Below are 14404 nucleotides of genomic sequence, written 5' to 3'. Positions count from 1 at the left end.
ATAGAAAGGGAGATTTATATGATCGGAGTTTCCATTTATCTTTCAAAAGAACGAGTAGAGAAACAAGAAGAGTGGCTAAAAGTGGCGAAGGAAAATGGATTTTTGTCTATTTTTACATCACTTCATATACCAGAGGATGATCCTGGTACGTATAAAGAGTTAATTCAGATACTTGGGAAGCAGGCTCTTGAAAATGAAATGGAGTTAATGGTTGATGTTTCTCCAAAATCGTTACATCATTTAGGGCTAACATATGAAAATGTGGAAGAACTATTGGACTGGGGCATTACCGGTTTAAGAATGGATTACGGCATTGCGCCAAAAGAAATTGCAAGCGTATCTCATAAGATGAAAGTAGCTTTAAATGCGAGTACGATTACAAAGCCATTTTGGAAAGAGTTACTTACAGAACATATACGAGTAGAGAATGTAGAAGCGTTGCATAATTTTTACCCACGTCCAGAGACAGGACTAGCAAAGTCCTTCTTACAAAAACAAAATCAATATTTACAGGAGTGCGGAATAAAAACGATGGCATTTATTCCAGGAGACGCGGAAAAACGTGGTCCGTTATATGAAGGGTTACCAACGTTAGAAAAACATCGCAATATGCGCCCGCTTGAAGCGTACTTAGAACTTGTTCAAGATTGTGGTGTTGATAAAGTATTGATTGGAGATATAAGCGCAAGTTTGGAAAGTATGCAAGAAGTAGCTAGTGCGAGTAGGGGGATTATTCCATTGCGTTACAAATCATTTATAACTGATAAAGAAGTATTAAAAGTGGTGGAGCAAGTGCATACAAATAGACTAGATCCGGCTCGTGATGTTATTCGATCTGTAGAATCAAGGGAAGGAAATAGAGTGGTTTTACAGCCGATGCATACAATTGTAAGAAAGAAAGGCAGCATTACAATTGATAATGAATTGTACGGTAGATATGCAGGGGAGATGCAAGTTGCTACACATGATTTACCTGTAGATGAGAAAGTGAATGTTGTGGGAATGGTTGTGGAAGAGGACGTGTCTTTACTGCCTTATATTGGCGCTGGAAAAATGTTTCAACTTTTTCTATGCGATAGAATAAAAGCTTGAATTAGCGCTATTTTGTAGGAAAACATTATCCGTAAAACGGATAATGTTTTTTATTTTCTTTAAAAAAGTATTTGACGAATGAAATAAAATACCGTATTGTTTTGACTTGTAAATAAAAGTTCACCATAACAAAACAAAAAGGAGAGTTCAAAATGAATCAATATATTGGGAATTTAATTATTCGTATCGTGTTAGGAGTTACGTTCTTTGCACACGGTTTAGCAAAGTTTCAATCAGGTATCGATAATGTAGCAGGATGGTTTACAAGCATCGGTTTACCAGGTGGCCTTGCATACGGCGTAGCAACTGTAGAATTAGTTGGTGGTATATTATTAATTATCGGTTTAGGTGTACGATATGTAGGATTGTTATTCGCTCTTATTTTAGCTGCAGCTATCGTAAAGGTAAATGGAGCAGCAGGTTTATTAGGAGATGGAAAGAATCCAGGATATGAATTAGATCTTGCATTATTATCAATGGGTGCGTATTTATTCGTAGTAAAAGCAGAAGGATATGTAGATCGTTTCTTAAAAGAGAAAGTAATGAAAACGAAGTAAATTTTATTTATAAATTGTTGACTTGAAGAATTATTGTAACTATAATGATTACAACTAATGAATTACGAATGAAACAATTTAAATATTTTTTTACACAAGGTGTAACTACATTGGTTACGTCTTGTGTAAAAATAAATAAACGGGAGGAAGTAATATGCCTAAATCAAATTTAGAAATTATTCAAAGCACGTATGAAGGATCAGCTTCTTCGAATGCAAAGCATTTAGCAGAAGCCTTCTCTGAAAAAGTGGAATGGACAGAGGCAGAAGGTTTCCCATACGGCGGAACATATAAAGGCGTAGAAGCTATAATGGAAAATGTATTTAGCCGTTTAGGATCAGACTGGGATGATTATAAAGCAAGTGTAAATACATATCATGAGGTAGACGGAAAAGATGTAATTATTGCAGAAGGTATGTATTCTGGAGTTTATAAAGAAACAGGAAAATCATTTGAAGCAGAATTTGTTCATGTATGGCAGCTTGAAGATGGAAAAATCGTGAAGTTTAAGCAATATGTAGATAGTCATATTGTTAGGGAAGCGATGAAGAGCTAATGCTTTTTAAATGGATTGTAGGTATATGTATTACCATTATGGTAATCATCTCTTCTATAGTTGGCGGAAAGAAATTGCTTGCATATGTGGAAAAAGAAAATACAAATATTCAAACCGAGCGAGCGGCAAACGAAAAAGAGAAAAAAGCTGCAGAAGAAGCCCCGCAAATTAGTGAAGGTGAAATTATTTCTACCATGCATAAAATGGTGCACCAAAAGGTAAAATCCTCTGAAAAATGGGGATTTGTAGAGATGACAAAAAAGGAAATTTCTAATGTAAAAAGAGATATTGAAAATAGTACAGGTTTTCAATATAAAATGAAGTTATTTTCTATTATAAATAGATGGGAAAAAGGAGATTTTTCTCAAACTGTTGAGGAGCATAACTTTTTATGGAGCCTTCAAGGTGGAGATACTGGCAAGGCGACGGAACGTTTATCGCCAGAAGAGGAAAAGCAGTATATAAAAGAAATGAAGAGTAAATAAAAACATCGCCAACCCAGATGACGATGTTTTTTCATTAAGGATGTTTTCGCATTAAAGGTCTAACAGGCTGAACAGCGACAGTTTTGAAATGAGAAAATAAATAACATCCTGTTACAACGACAATTGTTCCTAAAATTTGTATCCACGTTAATTCTTCTCCGAGGAATATGAATGCTAAAATGGCTGTGAAAATTGGATTGAAGTTTAGAAAAATACCTGATGTAGTTGCGCCTAATTTTTGTACGCCAATATTCCAAAATACCATACAAAGAACTGTCGAAATAAGCCCAGTATATAAAAGTGATGTGATGAAAGAAGTATTTATATTTGAAACAGTGAAGCTACCTATGTTAAACGGTAGTAATAAAATAACGCCGAAAATACCAGAGTACAACGTTGCCATAAGTGGTGTAGTTGTTTTTGTTGCCCATTTACTACAAACAGAATAGATTCCCCAAATACAAACTGCTGCAATCATCCATAAATCGCCACTATTAAAATGTAGTGAAAATAAAAGCGAGAAATCACCTTTTAATAGGACGAGGATAACCCCGAAGAATGAAAGAATCATGGATAGGATTTGAAGTGTATTTACTTTTTCTTTTAGAAATAATACTGAAAATAATGCAATTGAAATTGCATTCAAAGTAGAGATAAGACCTACATTCGTAGCGGATGTTTTTTCTAATGCTAAAAATTGAAAGATGTTAAAAAGAGCGACCCCTGAAATTCCCATCAATATTAACGGAAGTATTGCGGTACGTGGTGGAAGGATTTTCTTTTCTTTAAACCATACCATTGGTAATAAACAAACAATCGCAATCATCCATCTTAAATTTGTCAGTGTCATCGGCGATGCATGATCGACGAGTGATTTTCCAACGACGAAATTTCCTCCCCATAATAAGCTCGTTAGTAATAGTAAAAAGACGTAAAAATAAGGCATGATAAAATCCCCTTTTTTGTAATCAATACTTATTGTAAATAATTTTAGCATTTTTCTTTATTGTGTAATATATTATTTTGTATAATGGTGAAAACTCGATAAAATCTTTAGTGATGAGTGATATTTACGGAATGATATTCAGTTTCGTGTAAGGTATAAGGTGTTTTTTCGAATAATCATCGGTAAGAAAAAAGGGGGAATTGTAATGGAGTCGTCTGTTATTAAAGTGTTGGATGATTTGGATGTACAAATTTTAGATATATTGCAGAAGGAGTCACAAGTAAGTAATGCAGAGCTGGCACGTCGCGTTAATTTATCACCGGCTGCGATGCATGCAAGAATAAAAAGATTGGATGGGGAAGGTTTCATCGATAAGCAAGTCGCGATTTTAAATCAAGAAAAGCTTGGGTTTGATTTATTATGTTTTATTTTTATGAGTACGAATATTCATCAATTTGACAAGTTGGAAGTGTTGGAGAAAGAATTAGAATCGATGCCGGAAGTGTTAGAATGTCACTGTTTAACAGGAGAGTACGATTATTTATTAAAGGTTGCAAATCGTGATCGTAAAGAACTAGAGCAGTTTATTAGAAAGCTGAATAAGCTTGGTATTACAAGGATACAGACAAGTTTAGCACTTCGTGAAATTAAATATTCGACAGTATTGCCGATACGAAATGAGGAACCGAGCATCGATTAGATTGCTTGGTTTTTTGTTTGTATAAATTGATTGACGAGGAGAAAAGAGAGATGTATTATTATATAAAATTATGAATTAAAATTCATTTGAAGTTATAAATATTAATATCGAGGGCAAGGGGATGTAATATGAAAATCTGTAATGCGGTGACGAGTGATGTGAAAGAAATTTATAGTCTTATTGAGGTTTATGCAAAAGAGGGAGTTGTTTTACCGCGATCTCTTTTGTCTCTTTATCAATATTTGCAATGTTTATATGTTATGAAAGAGGACGAGAAAATTGTTGGAGTTGCTGGATTGCATGTATTGGGGGAAGATCTTGCAGAAATACGATCGTTAGTAGTTTCGCATACATATGCAGGAAAAGGGATAGGGCGTATGTTAGTGAACCATGTAATAAATGAAGCAGCGAAAATAAAAGTGAATAGAGTCATTTCTTTAACATATGAAACGGAATTTTTTCAAAAGTGCGGGTTTGATTTTGTGAATAGAGAGGCGTTACCAGAGAAAGTATGGATTGATTGTAGACATTGTCCAAAGGTTGATTATTGTGATGAAGTGGCGATGGTTCGGTATGTTGGGTGAAAGTTTCAGAGAGAGAAAAGTCCCACTATTATTTATGTAATAGTGGGCATCTATATTTTAGGGGAATTAAGAACTTGAATTCGTTTTTCGTACTGCAAAATTAAAAATGGGATTTTTAAGCTCATAGTTATAAGTAGAACCATCGACAAGCCCTACAACTTTATCATTATCATAAAGATCGAGCATAAATTGTGCCATTTGTTTTGCAGTGTGGAATTTTGGTACAACATTATCGTATTGGAATTCATCAATATCAAATGAACGTTTCGCAAATTCTGTTTCAGTTGCAGCAGGAGCTAAAACTTTTGCTTGCAGTTTTGCGCCTTGTTCTTTCAGTTCGTGAGACAGCCCTTCTGTAAAGGCACTTACATAAAATTTCGTAGCGCAATACGTAACAGCATCAGCAACAATCGTGTATCCGCCGCCAGATGAAACGTTAATAAGCTGTGTTCCATCAACCATTGAATAATCTCGAACGAAAAGAGAAGAGAGTATTGTTAGTGCTTCTATATTGACATGCAACATCGTCTCTATTTTATTTAAATTTTGTTCAGCAATTGAGGCGAAATTACCAAAACCTGCGTTGTTAATCCACGTTTCAATTTGAAAAGCTTGTAGGCTTTCATAAAGTTTATAAACATCTTCAGTCACAGATAAATCAGTTTTTCGAATGACAACATCCAACTCAGGATGCATTTCGTTAATTTTCAATTTTAATCCGTTTAATTCTTCTTGTCTTCGAGCTACAAGTACTAAATTTTTTCCGCGAGATGCAAATGCTAAAGCTGCTTCATAACCAATTCCGGAACTTGCGCCAGTAATAACCGTGTATTTCATATAAAATCCCCCTAAATTCAAATTCATTTATGGTTAGATTGTATTTGTTAGAGTATACTCTAAGTCAAATGTTTTTTATAAATTTGATTCGGTCATAAGATATATGAGGGTAAGCATATGGAGGGAGTTTGAGTATGTACACAATTAGCGAGGTAGCAAAATTATTAGGAGTGAGCACACATACACTACGCTATTATGAAAAGGAAAGTATATTAATTGCAAATCGTGATACAAATGGAAATCGACTTTACGAAGAGTCACATATAAAGTGGTTGCAGTTTGTAATGAAATTAAAACAAACGCAAATGCCAATAGCGAAAATAAGAGAATACGCTAGACTATATACAGAAGGGGAGCATACAACAGAAGCTCGTTTACAGCTTCTAGAAGATCATAGGAAATCTATTCAGATTCAAAGAGAAAACTTAGAAGTTACAGAGAAGATGCTCGAGAATAAAATTAGTGCATACAAAGGCTCATTGGAAAATAAATAGATGTTATTATGTGATGAAAAATGGATTTGATCTATGAGTATTTCATCATAGTGTGCGGATAAATAAAAAAGAGCAGCTAGCAAAAGCTAACTGCTCCATTCAAGGGATCTCTCCAAGGGGGAGTGGAGAAAATATTATGTTACTAGCATTATTGACAGATTATTAGGAAATATACAAATCTGATGATAGAAATTTTAAATAAACTTTCGGCATTGACAATTTTTAAAATGTTCATGTACAATACATATGAATGACATTCAGTCATTTTTATGTGACAGGATGCATTTAGCTTAGAAATGGAACAAATACAATGGTAAATGAGGATGATAGTTGTTTTTATATAGTATTGATGAAAGAGTATATTTTTTTAAAACAAAAATGACTGATAGTCAGTCATAAGAGGTGAGAGGTATGAAAAATAGAGCTTGGTTATATGTCATATTAACATGTATCTTTGAAATTTTTTGGGTGTTTGGTTTTAATACGGCTAATACTTGGTGGCATTGGATTATTATTTTAGGAGTTATCGCTGTTGATTTTCACTTCCTTTCTAAAGCGTGTGAACATCTTGCAACAGGAACTGTATATGCTATTTTCGCTGGAGCTGGTACGGTAGGTACTTTCTTAATGGATGTATTTCTTTTCGGTGGAAGTTTCAGCGCAGGCAAACTATTCTTCATTCTTATGGTAGTAGCCGGCGTTATCGGTTTAAAGTTAGCTGACAATAAAGAAGAAACTGTGGAAGGAGTTGCTTAAAAATGGGTTGGTTTTTCGTATTTTGTGCTGCAATTAGTGAAATAGTCGGTGTGATAGGACTTAAAATGTATAGTAAAGATAAGACATTAGCCAATGGTGCGATTTATATAGGTGGGTTTGCTACATCCTTCGCATTTTTGTATACTTCCTTCTTATTTTTACAAGTAAGTGTCGCATATGCGGTTTGGATTGGTATCGGAACAGCAGGTGCAGTTTTGTTAAACATGTTCTTGTTTGGTGAGTCGAAAAGTAAAGCGCGTATCATTAGTGTGTTTCTTATTGTATGTGGAGTGACAGGATTAAAGGCACTTTCTTAAAGATATACTGTATCTCCTAACAAGTCGTTAGGAGATTTTTATTATAAAAAGTGCACGATAATTGACAGTACAGCTAGTTATTTTATAAAATGAGTGACAGTCATTCAATACGCGTGTGAAAGGGTTTAGATGATGAATAAAAAAGAGAAAATTGTCTATGCAGCTATTGAAGTGTTTCAGGAAAAGGGCGTCGAAAAAACGAAGATTTCTGATATCGTGAAATTAGCTGGCATTGCGCAAGGAACTTTCTATTTATATTTTCCTTCTAAGCTATCTGTTATGCCTGCAATAGCAGAAGTGATGGTTGAAAAGATGATACTTGCAGTGAAAGAAAAAGTACAAAAAGATGTACCTTTTTCAAATAAAGTGGCACAAGTAATCGATGCGGTGTTTCACTTTATAGAGGAATATCGTGAAATACAAGCTTTAATGTATGCAGGTCTTGCATCTACGGAACATATAAAAGAATGGGAAGCTGTGTATGAGCCTCTTTATATGTGGCTAAGTGAATTTTTAAGTGGGGCGAAAGAAGCCGGTGAAATTCGTGATTCAGTTCACGCAGAGCGAACAGCGAAGTTATTTATTGCTCTTGTTGAATCAGCAGCGGAACAAGTTTATTTATATGATCATAAAGATGATGAGCAGGTCGAGCTACAAAAGGCAGAAGTACTAGATTTTTTAACACATGCACTACATATAAAGAAATAGTGAGATGAACCTGTCTGAAAAGGTAGGTTTATTTTTGAGGGGAAATGAATGATAGTCATTCACCTAATATTTATGTATGTGTGGAAGGATAGAGTGAAATTCTAATGAGTGGAGGCATCTCTACTCATGATTAGCCCACAAATAGCAGGATAAAGAAAAAGCTTCTTGGGCATTATTTTTTGAGAGGAGCTTACGGGAAGAGGTGTTAAAAAGTGAAGAAACCGATAAAAGAACAAAAGATGGTATTGGTCATTCTTTTGAGTAATATATTTATCGCTTTTTTAGGGATTGGATTAATCATTCCGGTTATGCCGTCCTTTATGAATGATATGGGTTTAACAGGGAAGACGATGGGATATCTCGTTGCAGTGTTTGCAATGGCCCAGCTCATTACTTCACCTATTACAGGCCGATGGGTTGACCTTTACGGTAGGAAGAAAATGATCATCATTGGATTATTTATTTTTGGTGTTTCAGAACTTCTTTTTGGATTAGGAAAAGATGTATGGATGCTTTATGTAGCAAGGGTATTAGGCGGAATTAGTGCTGCGTTTATTATGCCTGGTGTTACGGCATATGTTGCGGATATTACATCTATTCAGGAACGTCCAAAGGCGATGGGATACTTATCTGCGGCTATTAGTACTGGATTCATTATAGGGCCTGGAATCGGCGGATTTATTGCAGAATACGGTATACGTGTGCCGTTTTTCGTTGCAGCAGTAATTGCTTTTATAGCATGTGTGATTTCGATCTTTATTTTAAAAGAACCGTTAACGAAAGAAGAACTTGCAGAGATTTCTTCTAATACGAAAGAATCAAGTTTTATTGGTGATTTAAAGAAATCATTACATCCAATGTATGCAATTGCATTTATTATTGTATTTGTACTCGCATTCGGATTATCAGCGTATGAAACAGTGTTTAGCTTGTTCTCTGATCATAAATTTGGTTTCTCGCCGAAAGATATTGCAGCGATTATTACAATTAGTTCAATCTTTGGGGTAGTTGTACAGGTATTTATGTTTGGCAAATTGGTAGACATGTTCGGTGAGAAAGTATTAATCCAAATATGTTTAATTGTAGGGGCAGTATTAGCATTCGTCTCGACTGTAGTCTTTAATTATTGGATTGTACTTCTCGTTACTTGCTTCATTTTCTTAGCATTTGATTTACTTCGTCCAGCTTTAACGACGTTTTTATCAAAAGCAGCTGGAAAAGAGCAAGGATTCGTTGCTGGTATGAACTCGACTTATACGAGTTTAGGAAATATCGCAGGACCAGCGATGGGCGGAATATTATTTGATATGAATATTCATTATCCATATGCATTTTCAGGCGTTGTTTTAATAGTTGGTCTCGGCATTACATTTATGTGGAGAGAGAAACAGTTGGCTGAAAGTTTTGCGAAGTAATAAAACCCCTTACGACGGTAAGGGGTTTTTGTTTTATCCTGATTAAAGTTTCATTTTATAAACTTAACCCAAACCGTTTTAATTCAATAAAAATCCCCTCTAATTGCTTTCCTTTATCCGTTAATGTGTACTCTACACGAGGCGGAACTTCTGGATATACTTTTCTCGTTATAATGCCTTGAGACTCTAATTCTTTTAGTCGAAGCGATAATGTTTTTGGACTAATACCATCCATTGATTTTTGTAAATCACTAAAGCGTAATGTTCCTTCGATAAGAAGATCACGAATGATTAAAAACGTCCATTTTGTACTAATTACATCAAGCGTTTTAGCGATGGGACAAGGTATGCCAGGTAAACCTTTCGTTAATTCAACTGGATTTATATCGTTCATGGAACTAGCCTCCATAAAATTTTTTTGGATGAATTTGCTTTATAGTATCACAAAACTATACTTTTGGTAACTATATGAAAAAAATATCACTACTTCCATAAAGGAAGTTAGTGCATATACAATAGCAATACGAAACAAAAAGGATTTATATAAGGAGGTGGTGATTTCCATGGGGATAAAAAAGTTATTTGGGTTTCTTAGTTTGTTTGTTATTTGTATTGTGCTTGTAGCATGTGGTGTGGAACAAAAAACTGAAGTTCAGTTATTAAAAGAAATGCCAAAGCCAAAAGCAATGACAATTGATCCCTCACTAAGTAAAAAAGAAGCGACAGAAATGGTTCATGCGGCGCAGCGTTTTTATGCATTTTGGGATACAGGTAAGGAGGAACTTATTCCGCAGACTGTTACTAAAGATTTCTTCGATAATACATTGCCGAAAGGGCGACCACAAGGTATTGAAGGATTAAAGTTTGCAGCGCAAAATTTTCGTAAAGTTGTGCCTGATATACATTGCGAGATTGAAGACTTATTAGTTGTTGGTGATAAAGTAACGGCCCGTCTTTCTTTTACAGGAACGCATAATGGTAAGAAAATTAATTTTTTTGCAATTGATATTTTACATGTGAAAGACGGAAAGATAACAGAAGATTGGCATTTAGAAGATAATCTTACACTACAGCAGCAACTCGGCTTAATAGCTGAAGAGTAGATCATATAAGGGAGAGGAAAGCGATGAAAAATATATTTATTATAAATGGACATGAAAAATACGGTACAAAGGAAGGACGATTAAATAAAACGTTAGTAGATTATATGGTTACTGTATTAGGCGAGAATCATTATGTGAAAACAACAACGATTCAAGATGGTTACAATATTAAAGAAGAACAGGATAAATTTTTATGGGCCGATGTTGTTATTTATCAAACACCAATTTACTGGTTTAGTGTTCCAGGCTTATTTAAAACGTATATGGATGAAGTATATGAATACGGTTTGTTCTTTAAAGGTGCAGATGAATATGGAACAGGTGGTTTATTAAAAGAGAAAGAGTATATGTTCTCTACAACTTGGAATGCACCTGAAAAAGCATTTGGAGATAAGACGAAGTTCTTTGAAGGAGAAAGTTTAGAATCAGCGCTTAGTCATTTACACCGCGTGCAGAAGTTTCTCGGTATGAGTCCGTTAAAGAGTTTTGCTTGTTATGATGTGGTGAAGAATCCGGATATAGAGAAGTATTTAGGGAACTTGAAGAATCATTTAGAAGAAGTCATTCAATAATTAGAGTCATCCCCGTATTTAATGCGGGGATGACTCTATCCATAACTTCGCAAAATTTGCCCAGCCGAATGAATCAGTTGTTACGTTTTTTTAGGAAGGGTGATATGTTATTCTTTTTAAAACGGATCAACTTCAGCTAAATCAGGATTGCTATTTGGGTTTGTTAATAAGACTTTCAGCTCACCTACTTCAGAGAGCGCAACGAGGATATAACCACTAATAAGGACGACGAGTCCGATGACCCTTAATGTTTGCAGTGTGATATCACGGCTATTGTTTTCGGAGTTGTCTTGGGGCGTTGAAGGTGGATTGTTATTCATAAATAGGGCTCCCATCTTTTGTATTTATATATGTGCGAAATCATTATTTAACTTATGGATAGGAATTATATAGTCATTTTCACTATATGAGAACTGCCTATGAAAAGTGATAAGGAATTTTTGGGCGAGAAAAGAGGGGAATCCAAAAGATTATTAAAACTGAACTTTTGGATTCCCCTCTTTTTATTTATCTTGCTATTTGTGGTGGTCGGATTTCCTGCAAACGACCAGTTGGTGAGGGCTAATGAATCAGTGGGGGGATGAATAAAACCCCACTGATTCATTATTTTCATGTAAATAAAAGGAGGTTAGTTAACCAAAGTAGTTATCCTAATATACGCAATGATTCTTTAATAAACGCCGGTATATCTTCTGGTTGTCTACTTGTGACTAGCTGGTTTTGGCATACGACAACCTCTGTGTCATGAAAGTTTCCGCCGGCGTTTTTTAAATCGACTTCAATAGATTTATATCCAGTGACATCACGTCCTTCAAGTGTTTGTGCAGTGATGAGTAGCTGAGGTCCGTGACAAATAGCGAAAACAGGTTTTTTTGCATCCATAAATGCTTTACTAAAGCGAACGAAACGCTCATCTGCACGAAGTATATCTGGAGAAAATCCACCGGGTATGAAGAGTGCATCAAAGTTTTCTGGAGAAACACCATCAATATTTTTATCAATTACGATTTCGCTTTTTTCTTGTTTACCGTGTACCGTTTTACCTTTTTCCATTTCAATAGTTGTTAATTCATATCCCTTCTGTTTAAAAGCTTCTACTGGCTCTGTGTATTCTGTGTCCTCGAAATAATCCGTTATTAAAATAGCAATTTTTTTACTCATTCTAATCCGCTCCTTACATTATATTATCGGTTCCAGAATCGTCCTTGGGCAATGCCTTCTATAAATGACTCAATTGAAGTGTTTGTTAAGTTGTAAATTCCTGCTCCATCCAGTTTAATCTTACTATGGTCCAAAGCATGAGGATTACTAAGAACATGAGCTATCGGTTTAAAATGTTTAAAAGTAGTTTCTGCAAATTCTAAAACAGGGGGGTGAATGACAGACTCACTACTAAACACTAATACTGCATCAAAAAGGGAGGAGTCTGTTGTTGTATAAGTATCAGTTACTTTAATGGAATCATTGAACTGATAAATTTTATTATCTATGATGCTATAGTTAATTCGGTGTTGTACAAAAGCTTGAATCCATTCGGACAGAAGTGAGACGCTTGGGTCACCATTTAATAGAATTGCAACATTTTTGGAATCAGATTTAAAAATAGTATTGGACATACTTAGTGCAGGTGATTTTGCATCTGAATTTACTTCGTGATTTTCCTTAGGTAAAGGAGCTCCAATAATGTTAGCGACTTCTTGTGCTAATTGACGATCGACGTGGTTTAAGAGAGCAATTACATTTGCCTTCACCATGTCTGATTTACACTTCCCAACTTCAAAGCAAAAAGCTTCTTTTATGTGCTGCTTTTCAATAGGGCTCATACTATTGTAGAAAAGTTTAGCCTGAGAATAAAAGTTAAGAAAGCTTTTACTGCGACCTCTAATTTTATGCCCATCAATCTTTTCTTGATAATGTTCATATCCTCCTTGTTCGGCTTGGACGGTTGCAGGTTGATTGTTATTTAATCCATTAGGATGATAGCTTGTTTGACCGCGATGAATCTGCATTTGATGCATACCATCACGTTGATTATTATGAAAAGGACATACGGGCTGATTGATAGGGATTTGATGGAAATTAGGGCCCCCTAAACGAGATAATTGTGTATCTGTATAGGAGAATAATCTTCCTTGCAGAAGAGGGTCATTTGAAAAATCAATACCTGGTACGACATGACCAGGGTGAAAAGCTACCTGCTCTGTTTCAGCAAAGAAGTTATCAACATTTTTGTTCAATGTCATTTTACCAACTAATTTTACGGGAACTTTTTCTTCTGGCCATAATTTCGTTGGATCTAAAATATCAAAATCAAATTTATGTTCATCTTCTTCTGGAATTAACTGTAATCCAAGTTCCCATTCAGGATAATCTCCTTTTTCAATTGCTTCGTATAAATCTTGACGATGAAAATCAGGATTTTTCCCAGCAATCTTTTGAGCTTCATCCCATACTAATGAATGAACCCCGAGGGTAGGTTTCCAGTGAAACTTTACGAAATGGGCTTTTCCTTCTGCGTTAATGAGTCGAAATGTGTGAACTCCAAAACCTTCCATCATTCGTAAACTACGCGGAATAGCTCGGTCGCTCATTTGCCACATGACCATATGAGTGGACTCAGGATTATGCGCGACAAAGTCCCAAAAGGTATCATGAGCGCTAGCTCCTTGAGGAATATCATTATGTGGTTCTGGTTTAACTGCATGGACAAAATCAGGAAATTTAATAGCATCTTGGATAAAGAATACTGGCATATTATTACCCACTAAATCATAGTTTCCTTCATCTGTATAAAATTTTGTGGCGAATCCGCGTACATCTCTTACTGTGTCATTGGATCCTTTAGAACCTTGAACGGTTGAGAACCGTACAAATACAGGTGTTTTCTTTGAAGGATTAGTAAGAAAATCTGCTTTCGTATATGCTTCTAACGATTCATAAAGCTGAAAATAACCATGAGCACCAACTCCGCGTGCATGAACAATCCTTTCGGGAATTCGTTCGTGATCAAAATGGGTCATTTTCTCGCGAAAGTGGAAATCCTCCATTAAGGTTGGGCCTCTTAAGCCCATCTTTAAAGAAAATTCATCTTCAGCTATTTTTACCCCTTGATTTGTTGTTAAAGCATGTTTGCATTGATTGTCAGTAACGTGATGCTTCAATTGTTCCGTTTTTTTATTCACAATATAGGCCCCTCCTTTACTCTGTTAATTAATAGATACCCTTTTTATTAGTATGTAAACATGTATTATGATTTTTGTATGTAAAAATCATAATTAAACC

At 35.2% G+C, this 14404-nt stretch carries 20 protein-coding genes; 14 read left to right on the top strand and 6 right to left on the bottom strand.

Translation table 11 applies throughout. The features are described 5' to 3' along the window. The first annotated feature begins 18 nt into the window (after positions 1–18). The 4 genes from MHI28_RS13545 to MHI28_RS13530 all read left to right on the top strand — a co-directional run bounded on the left by MHI28_RS13545 (position 19) and on the right by MHI28_RS13530 (position 2690). Complete coding sequence (locus tag MHI28_RS13545) at positions 19–1092, top strand: DUF871 domain-containing protein (RefSeq protein WP_000580615.1); 1074 nt, start codon at positions 19–21, stop codon at positions 1090–1092. Between the two features lie 152 nt (positions 1093–1244). Continuing rightward, positions 1245–1649, top strand: coding sequence for a DoxX family protein (locus MHI28_RS13540; RefSeq protein ID WP_001077746.1), 405 nt, complete (start codon positions 1245–1247; stop codon positions 1647–1649). Positions 1650–1803: 154 nt separating this feature from the next. Continuing rightward, positions 1804–2205 (top strand): nuclear transport factor 2 family protein, encoded by a 402-nt coding sequence (locus MHI28_RS13535; RefSeq protein ID WP_001126695.1) that lies wholly within the window; start codon positions 1804–1806, stop codon positions 2203–2205. Beyond that, entirely contained in the window at positions 2205–2690 is a 486-nt protein-coding gene (locus MHI28_RS13530; RefSeq protein WP_000897996.1) for a PRK06770 family protein, read from the top strand. The genes MHI28_RS13535 and MHI28_RS13530 overlap by 1 nt, the downstream gene beginning before the upstream one ends. Positions 2691–2724: 34 nt before the next feature. Here the strand turns inward: MHI28_RS13530 and MHI28_RS13525 are convergent, their stop codons facing one another. Beyond that, the gene (locus MHI28_RS13525; RefSeq protein ID WP_001146241.1) at positions 2725–3636 is read right to left on the bottom strand and encodes a DMT family transporter; all 912 of its coding nucleotides are present in this window, start codon (positions 3634–3636) and stop codon (positions 2725–2727) included. 205 nt (positions 3637–3841) lie between these two features. On the opposite strand from MHI28_RS13525, the gene MHI28_RS13520 reads away from it, so the two are divergent. Next, on the top strand, positions 3842–4336 hold the full coding sequence (locus tag MHI28_RS13520; RefSeq protein ID WP_000446097.1) for an Lrp/AsnC family transcriptional regulator: 495 nt from the start codon (positions 3842–3844) through the stop codon (positions 4334–4336). A 128-nt stretch (positions 4337–4464) separates the two neighbouring features. Then, on the top strand, positions 4465–4920 hold the full coding sequence (locus MHI28_RS13515) for an N-acetyltransferase (protein ID WP_000686659.1): 456 nt from the start codon (positions 4465–4467) through the stop codon (positions 4918–4920). 66 nt (positions 4921–4986) lie between these two features. Here the strand turns inward: MHI28_RS13515 and MHI28_RS13510 are convergent, their stop codons facing one another. Continuing rightward, positions 4987–5757: an SDR family NAD(P)-dependent oxidoreductase gene (locus tag MHI28_RS13510; RefSeq protein ID WP_000878080.1), complete on the bottom strand. Its 771-nt coding sequence runs from the start codon at positions 5755–5757 to the stop codon at positions 4987–4989. A 134-nt stretch (positions 5758–5891) separates the two neighbouring features. Between MHI28_RS13510 and MHI28_RS13505 the strand changes: the two genes are divergently transcribed. The 5 genes from MHI28_RS13505 to MHI28_RS13485 all read left to right on the top strand — a co-directional run bounded on the left by MHI28_RS13505 (position 5892) and on the right by MHI28_RS13485 (position 9447). Next, positions 5892–6251 (top strand): MerR family transcriptional regulator, encoded by a 360-nt coding sequence (locus tag MHI28_RS13505; protein ID WP_000288075.1) that lies wholly within the window; start codon positions 5892–5894, stop codon positions 6249–6251. A gap of 411 nt (positions 6252–6662) precedes the next feature. Continuing rightward, positions 6663–7007: a DMT family transporter gene (locus MHI28_RS13500; protein ID WP_000796019.1), complete on the top strand. Its 345-nt coding sequence runs from the start codon at positions 6663–6665 to the stop codon at positions 7005–7007. Between the two features lie 2 nt (positions 7008–7009). Next, positions 7010–7324 carry a DMT family transporter gene (locus tag MHI28_RS13495; protein WP_000539671.1) on the top strand — a complete coding sequence of 105 codons (315 nt, stop codon included), beginning with the start codon at positions 7010–7012 and terminating at the stop codon, positions 7322–7324. A 129-nt stretch (positions 7325–7453) separates the two neighbouring features. After that, the gene (locus tag MHI28_RS13490) at positions 7454–8032 is read left to right on the top strand and encodes a TetR family transcriptional regulator (protein WP_002162922.1); all 579 of its coding nucleotides are present in this window, start codon (positions 7454–7456) and stop codon (positions 8030–8032) included. A 212-nt stretch (positions 8033–8244) separates the two neighbouring features. Next, on the top strand, positions 8245–9447 hold the full coding sequence (locus MHI28_RS13485) for an MFS transporter (RefSeq protein ID WP_000742945.1): 1203 nt from the start codon (positions 8245–8247) through the stop codon (positions 9445–9447). 55 nt (positions 9448–9502) lie between these two features. Here MHI28_RS13485 and MHI28_RS13480 read toward each other — a convergent pair whose 3' ends face one another. Next, entirely contained in the window at positions 9503–9841 is a 339-nt protein-coding gene (locus MHI28_RS13480; protein WP_000997917.1) for a winged helix-turn-helix transcriptional regulator, read from the bottom strand. A gap of 169 nt (positions 9842–10010) precedes the next feature. Here MHI28_RS13480 and MHI28_RS13475 point away from each other — a divergent pair, with 169 nt between their 5' ends. Both MHI28_RS13475 and MHI28_RS13470 read left to right on the top strand, forming a co-directional pair. Beyond that, positions 10011–10550: an ester cyclase gene (locus MHI28_RS13475; protein WP_000511560.1), complete on the top strand. Its 540-nt coding sequence runs from the start codon at positions 10011–10013 to the stop codon at positions 10548–10550. A gap of 23 nt (positions 10551–10573) precedes the next feature. Beyond that, entirely contained in the window at positions 10574–11122 is a 549-nt protein-coding gene (locus MHI28_RS13470; RefSeq protein ID WP_000789186.1) for an NAD(P)H-dependent oxidoreductase, read from the top strand. A 116-nt stretch (positions 11123–11238) separates the two neighbouring features. Here the strand turns inward: MHI28_RS13470 and MHI28_RS13465 are convergent, their stop codons facing one another. Continuing rightward, a complete protein-coding gene (locus MHI28_RS13465) occupies positions 11239–11442 on the bottom strand; it encodes a hypothetical protein (protein WP_001063872.1) in 204 nt (67 codons plus the stop codon). Positions 11443–11541: 99 nt separating this feature from the next. Here MHI28_RS13465 and MHI28_RS13460 point away from each other — a divergent pair, with 99 nt between their 5' ends. Continuing rightward, entirely contained in the window at positions 11542–11706 is a 165-nt protein-coding gene (locus MHI28_RS13460; protein ID WP_017762826.1) for a hypothetical protein, read from the top strand. Between the two features lie 61 nt (positions 11707–11767). Here MHI28_RS13460 and MHI28_RS13455 read toward each other — a convergent pair whose 3' ends face one another. Together MHI28_RS13455 and MHI28_RS13450 are read right to left on the bottom strand one after the other, a co-directional pair. Continuing rightward, positions 11768–12283, bottom strand: coding sequence for a type 1 glutamine amidotransferase domain-containing protein (locus tag MHI28_RS13455; RefSeq protein ID WP_000037534.1), 516 nt, complete (start codon positions 12281–12283; stop codon positions 11768–11770). Between the two features lie 23 nt (positions 12284–12306). Then, entirely contained in the window at positions 12307–14304 is a 1998-nt protein-coding gene (locus MHI28_RS13450) for a catalase (protein ID WP_340828056.1), read from the bottom strand. Positions 14305–14404 lie beyond the last annotated feature (100 nt).

The sequence above is a fragment of the Bacillus sp. FSL K6-0268 genome (genome assembly GCF_038005425.1).
GTDB classification, from domain to species: domain Bacteria; phylum Bacillota; class Bacilli; order Bacillales; family Bacillaceae_G; genus Bacillus_A; species Bacillus_A thuringiensis_S.
Note: the sequence above shows the minus strand (reverse complement) of the source record. Positions and strands in the feature narration are given on the sequence as shown.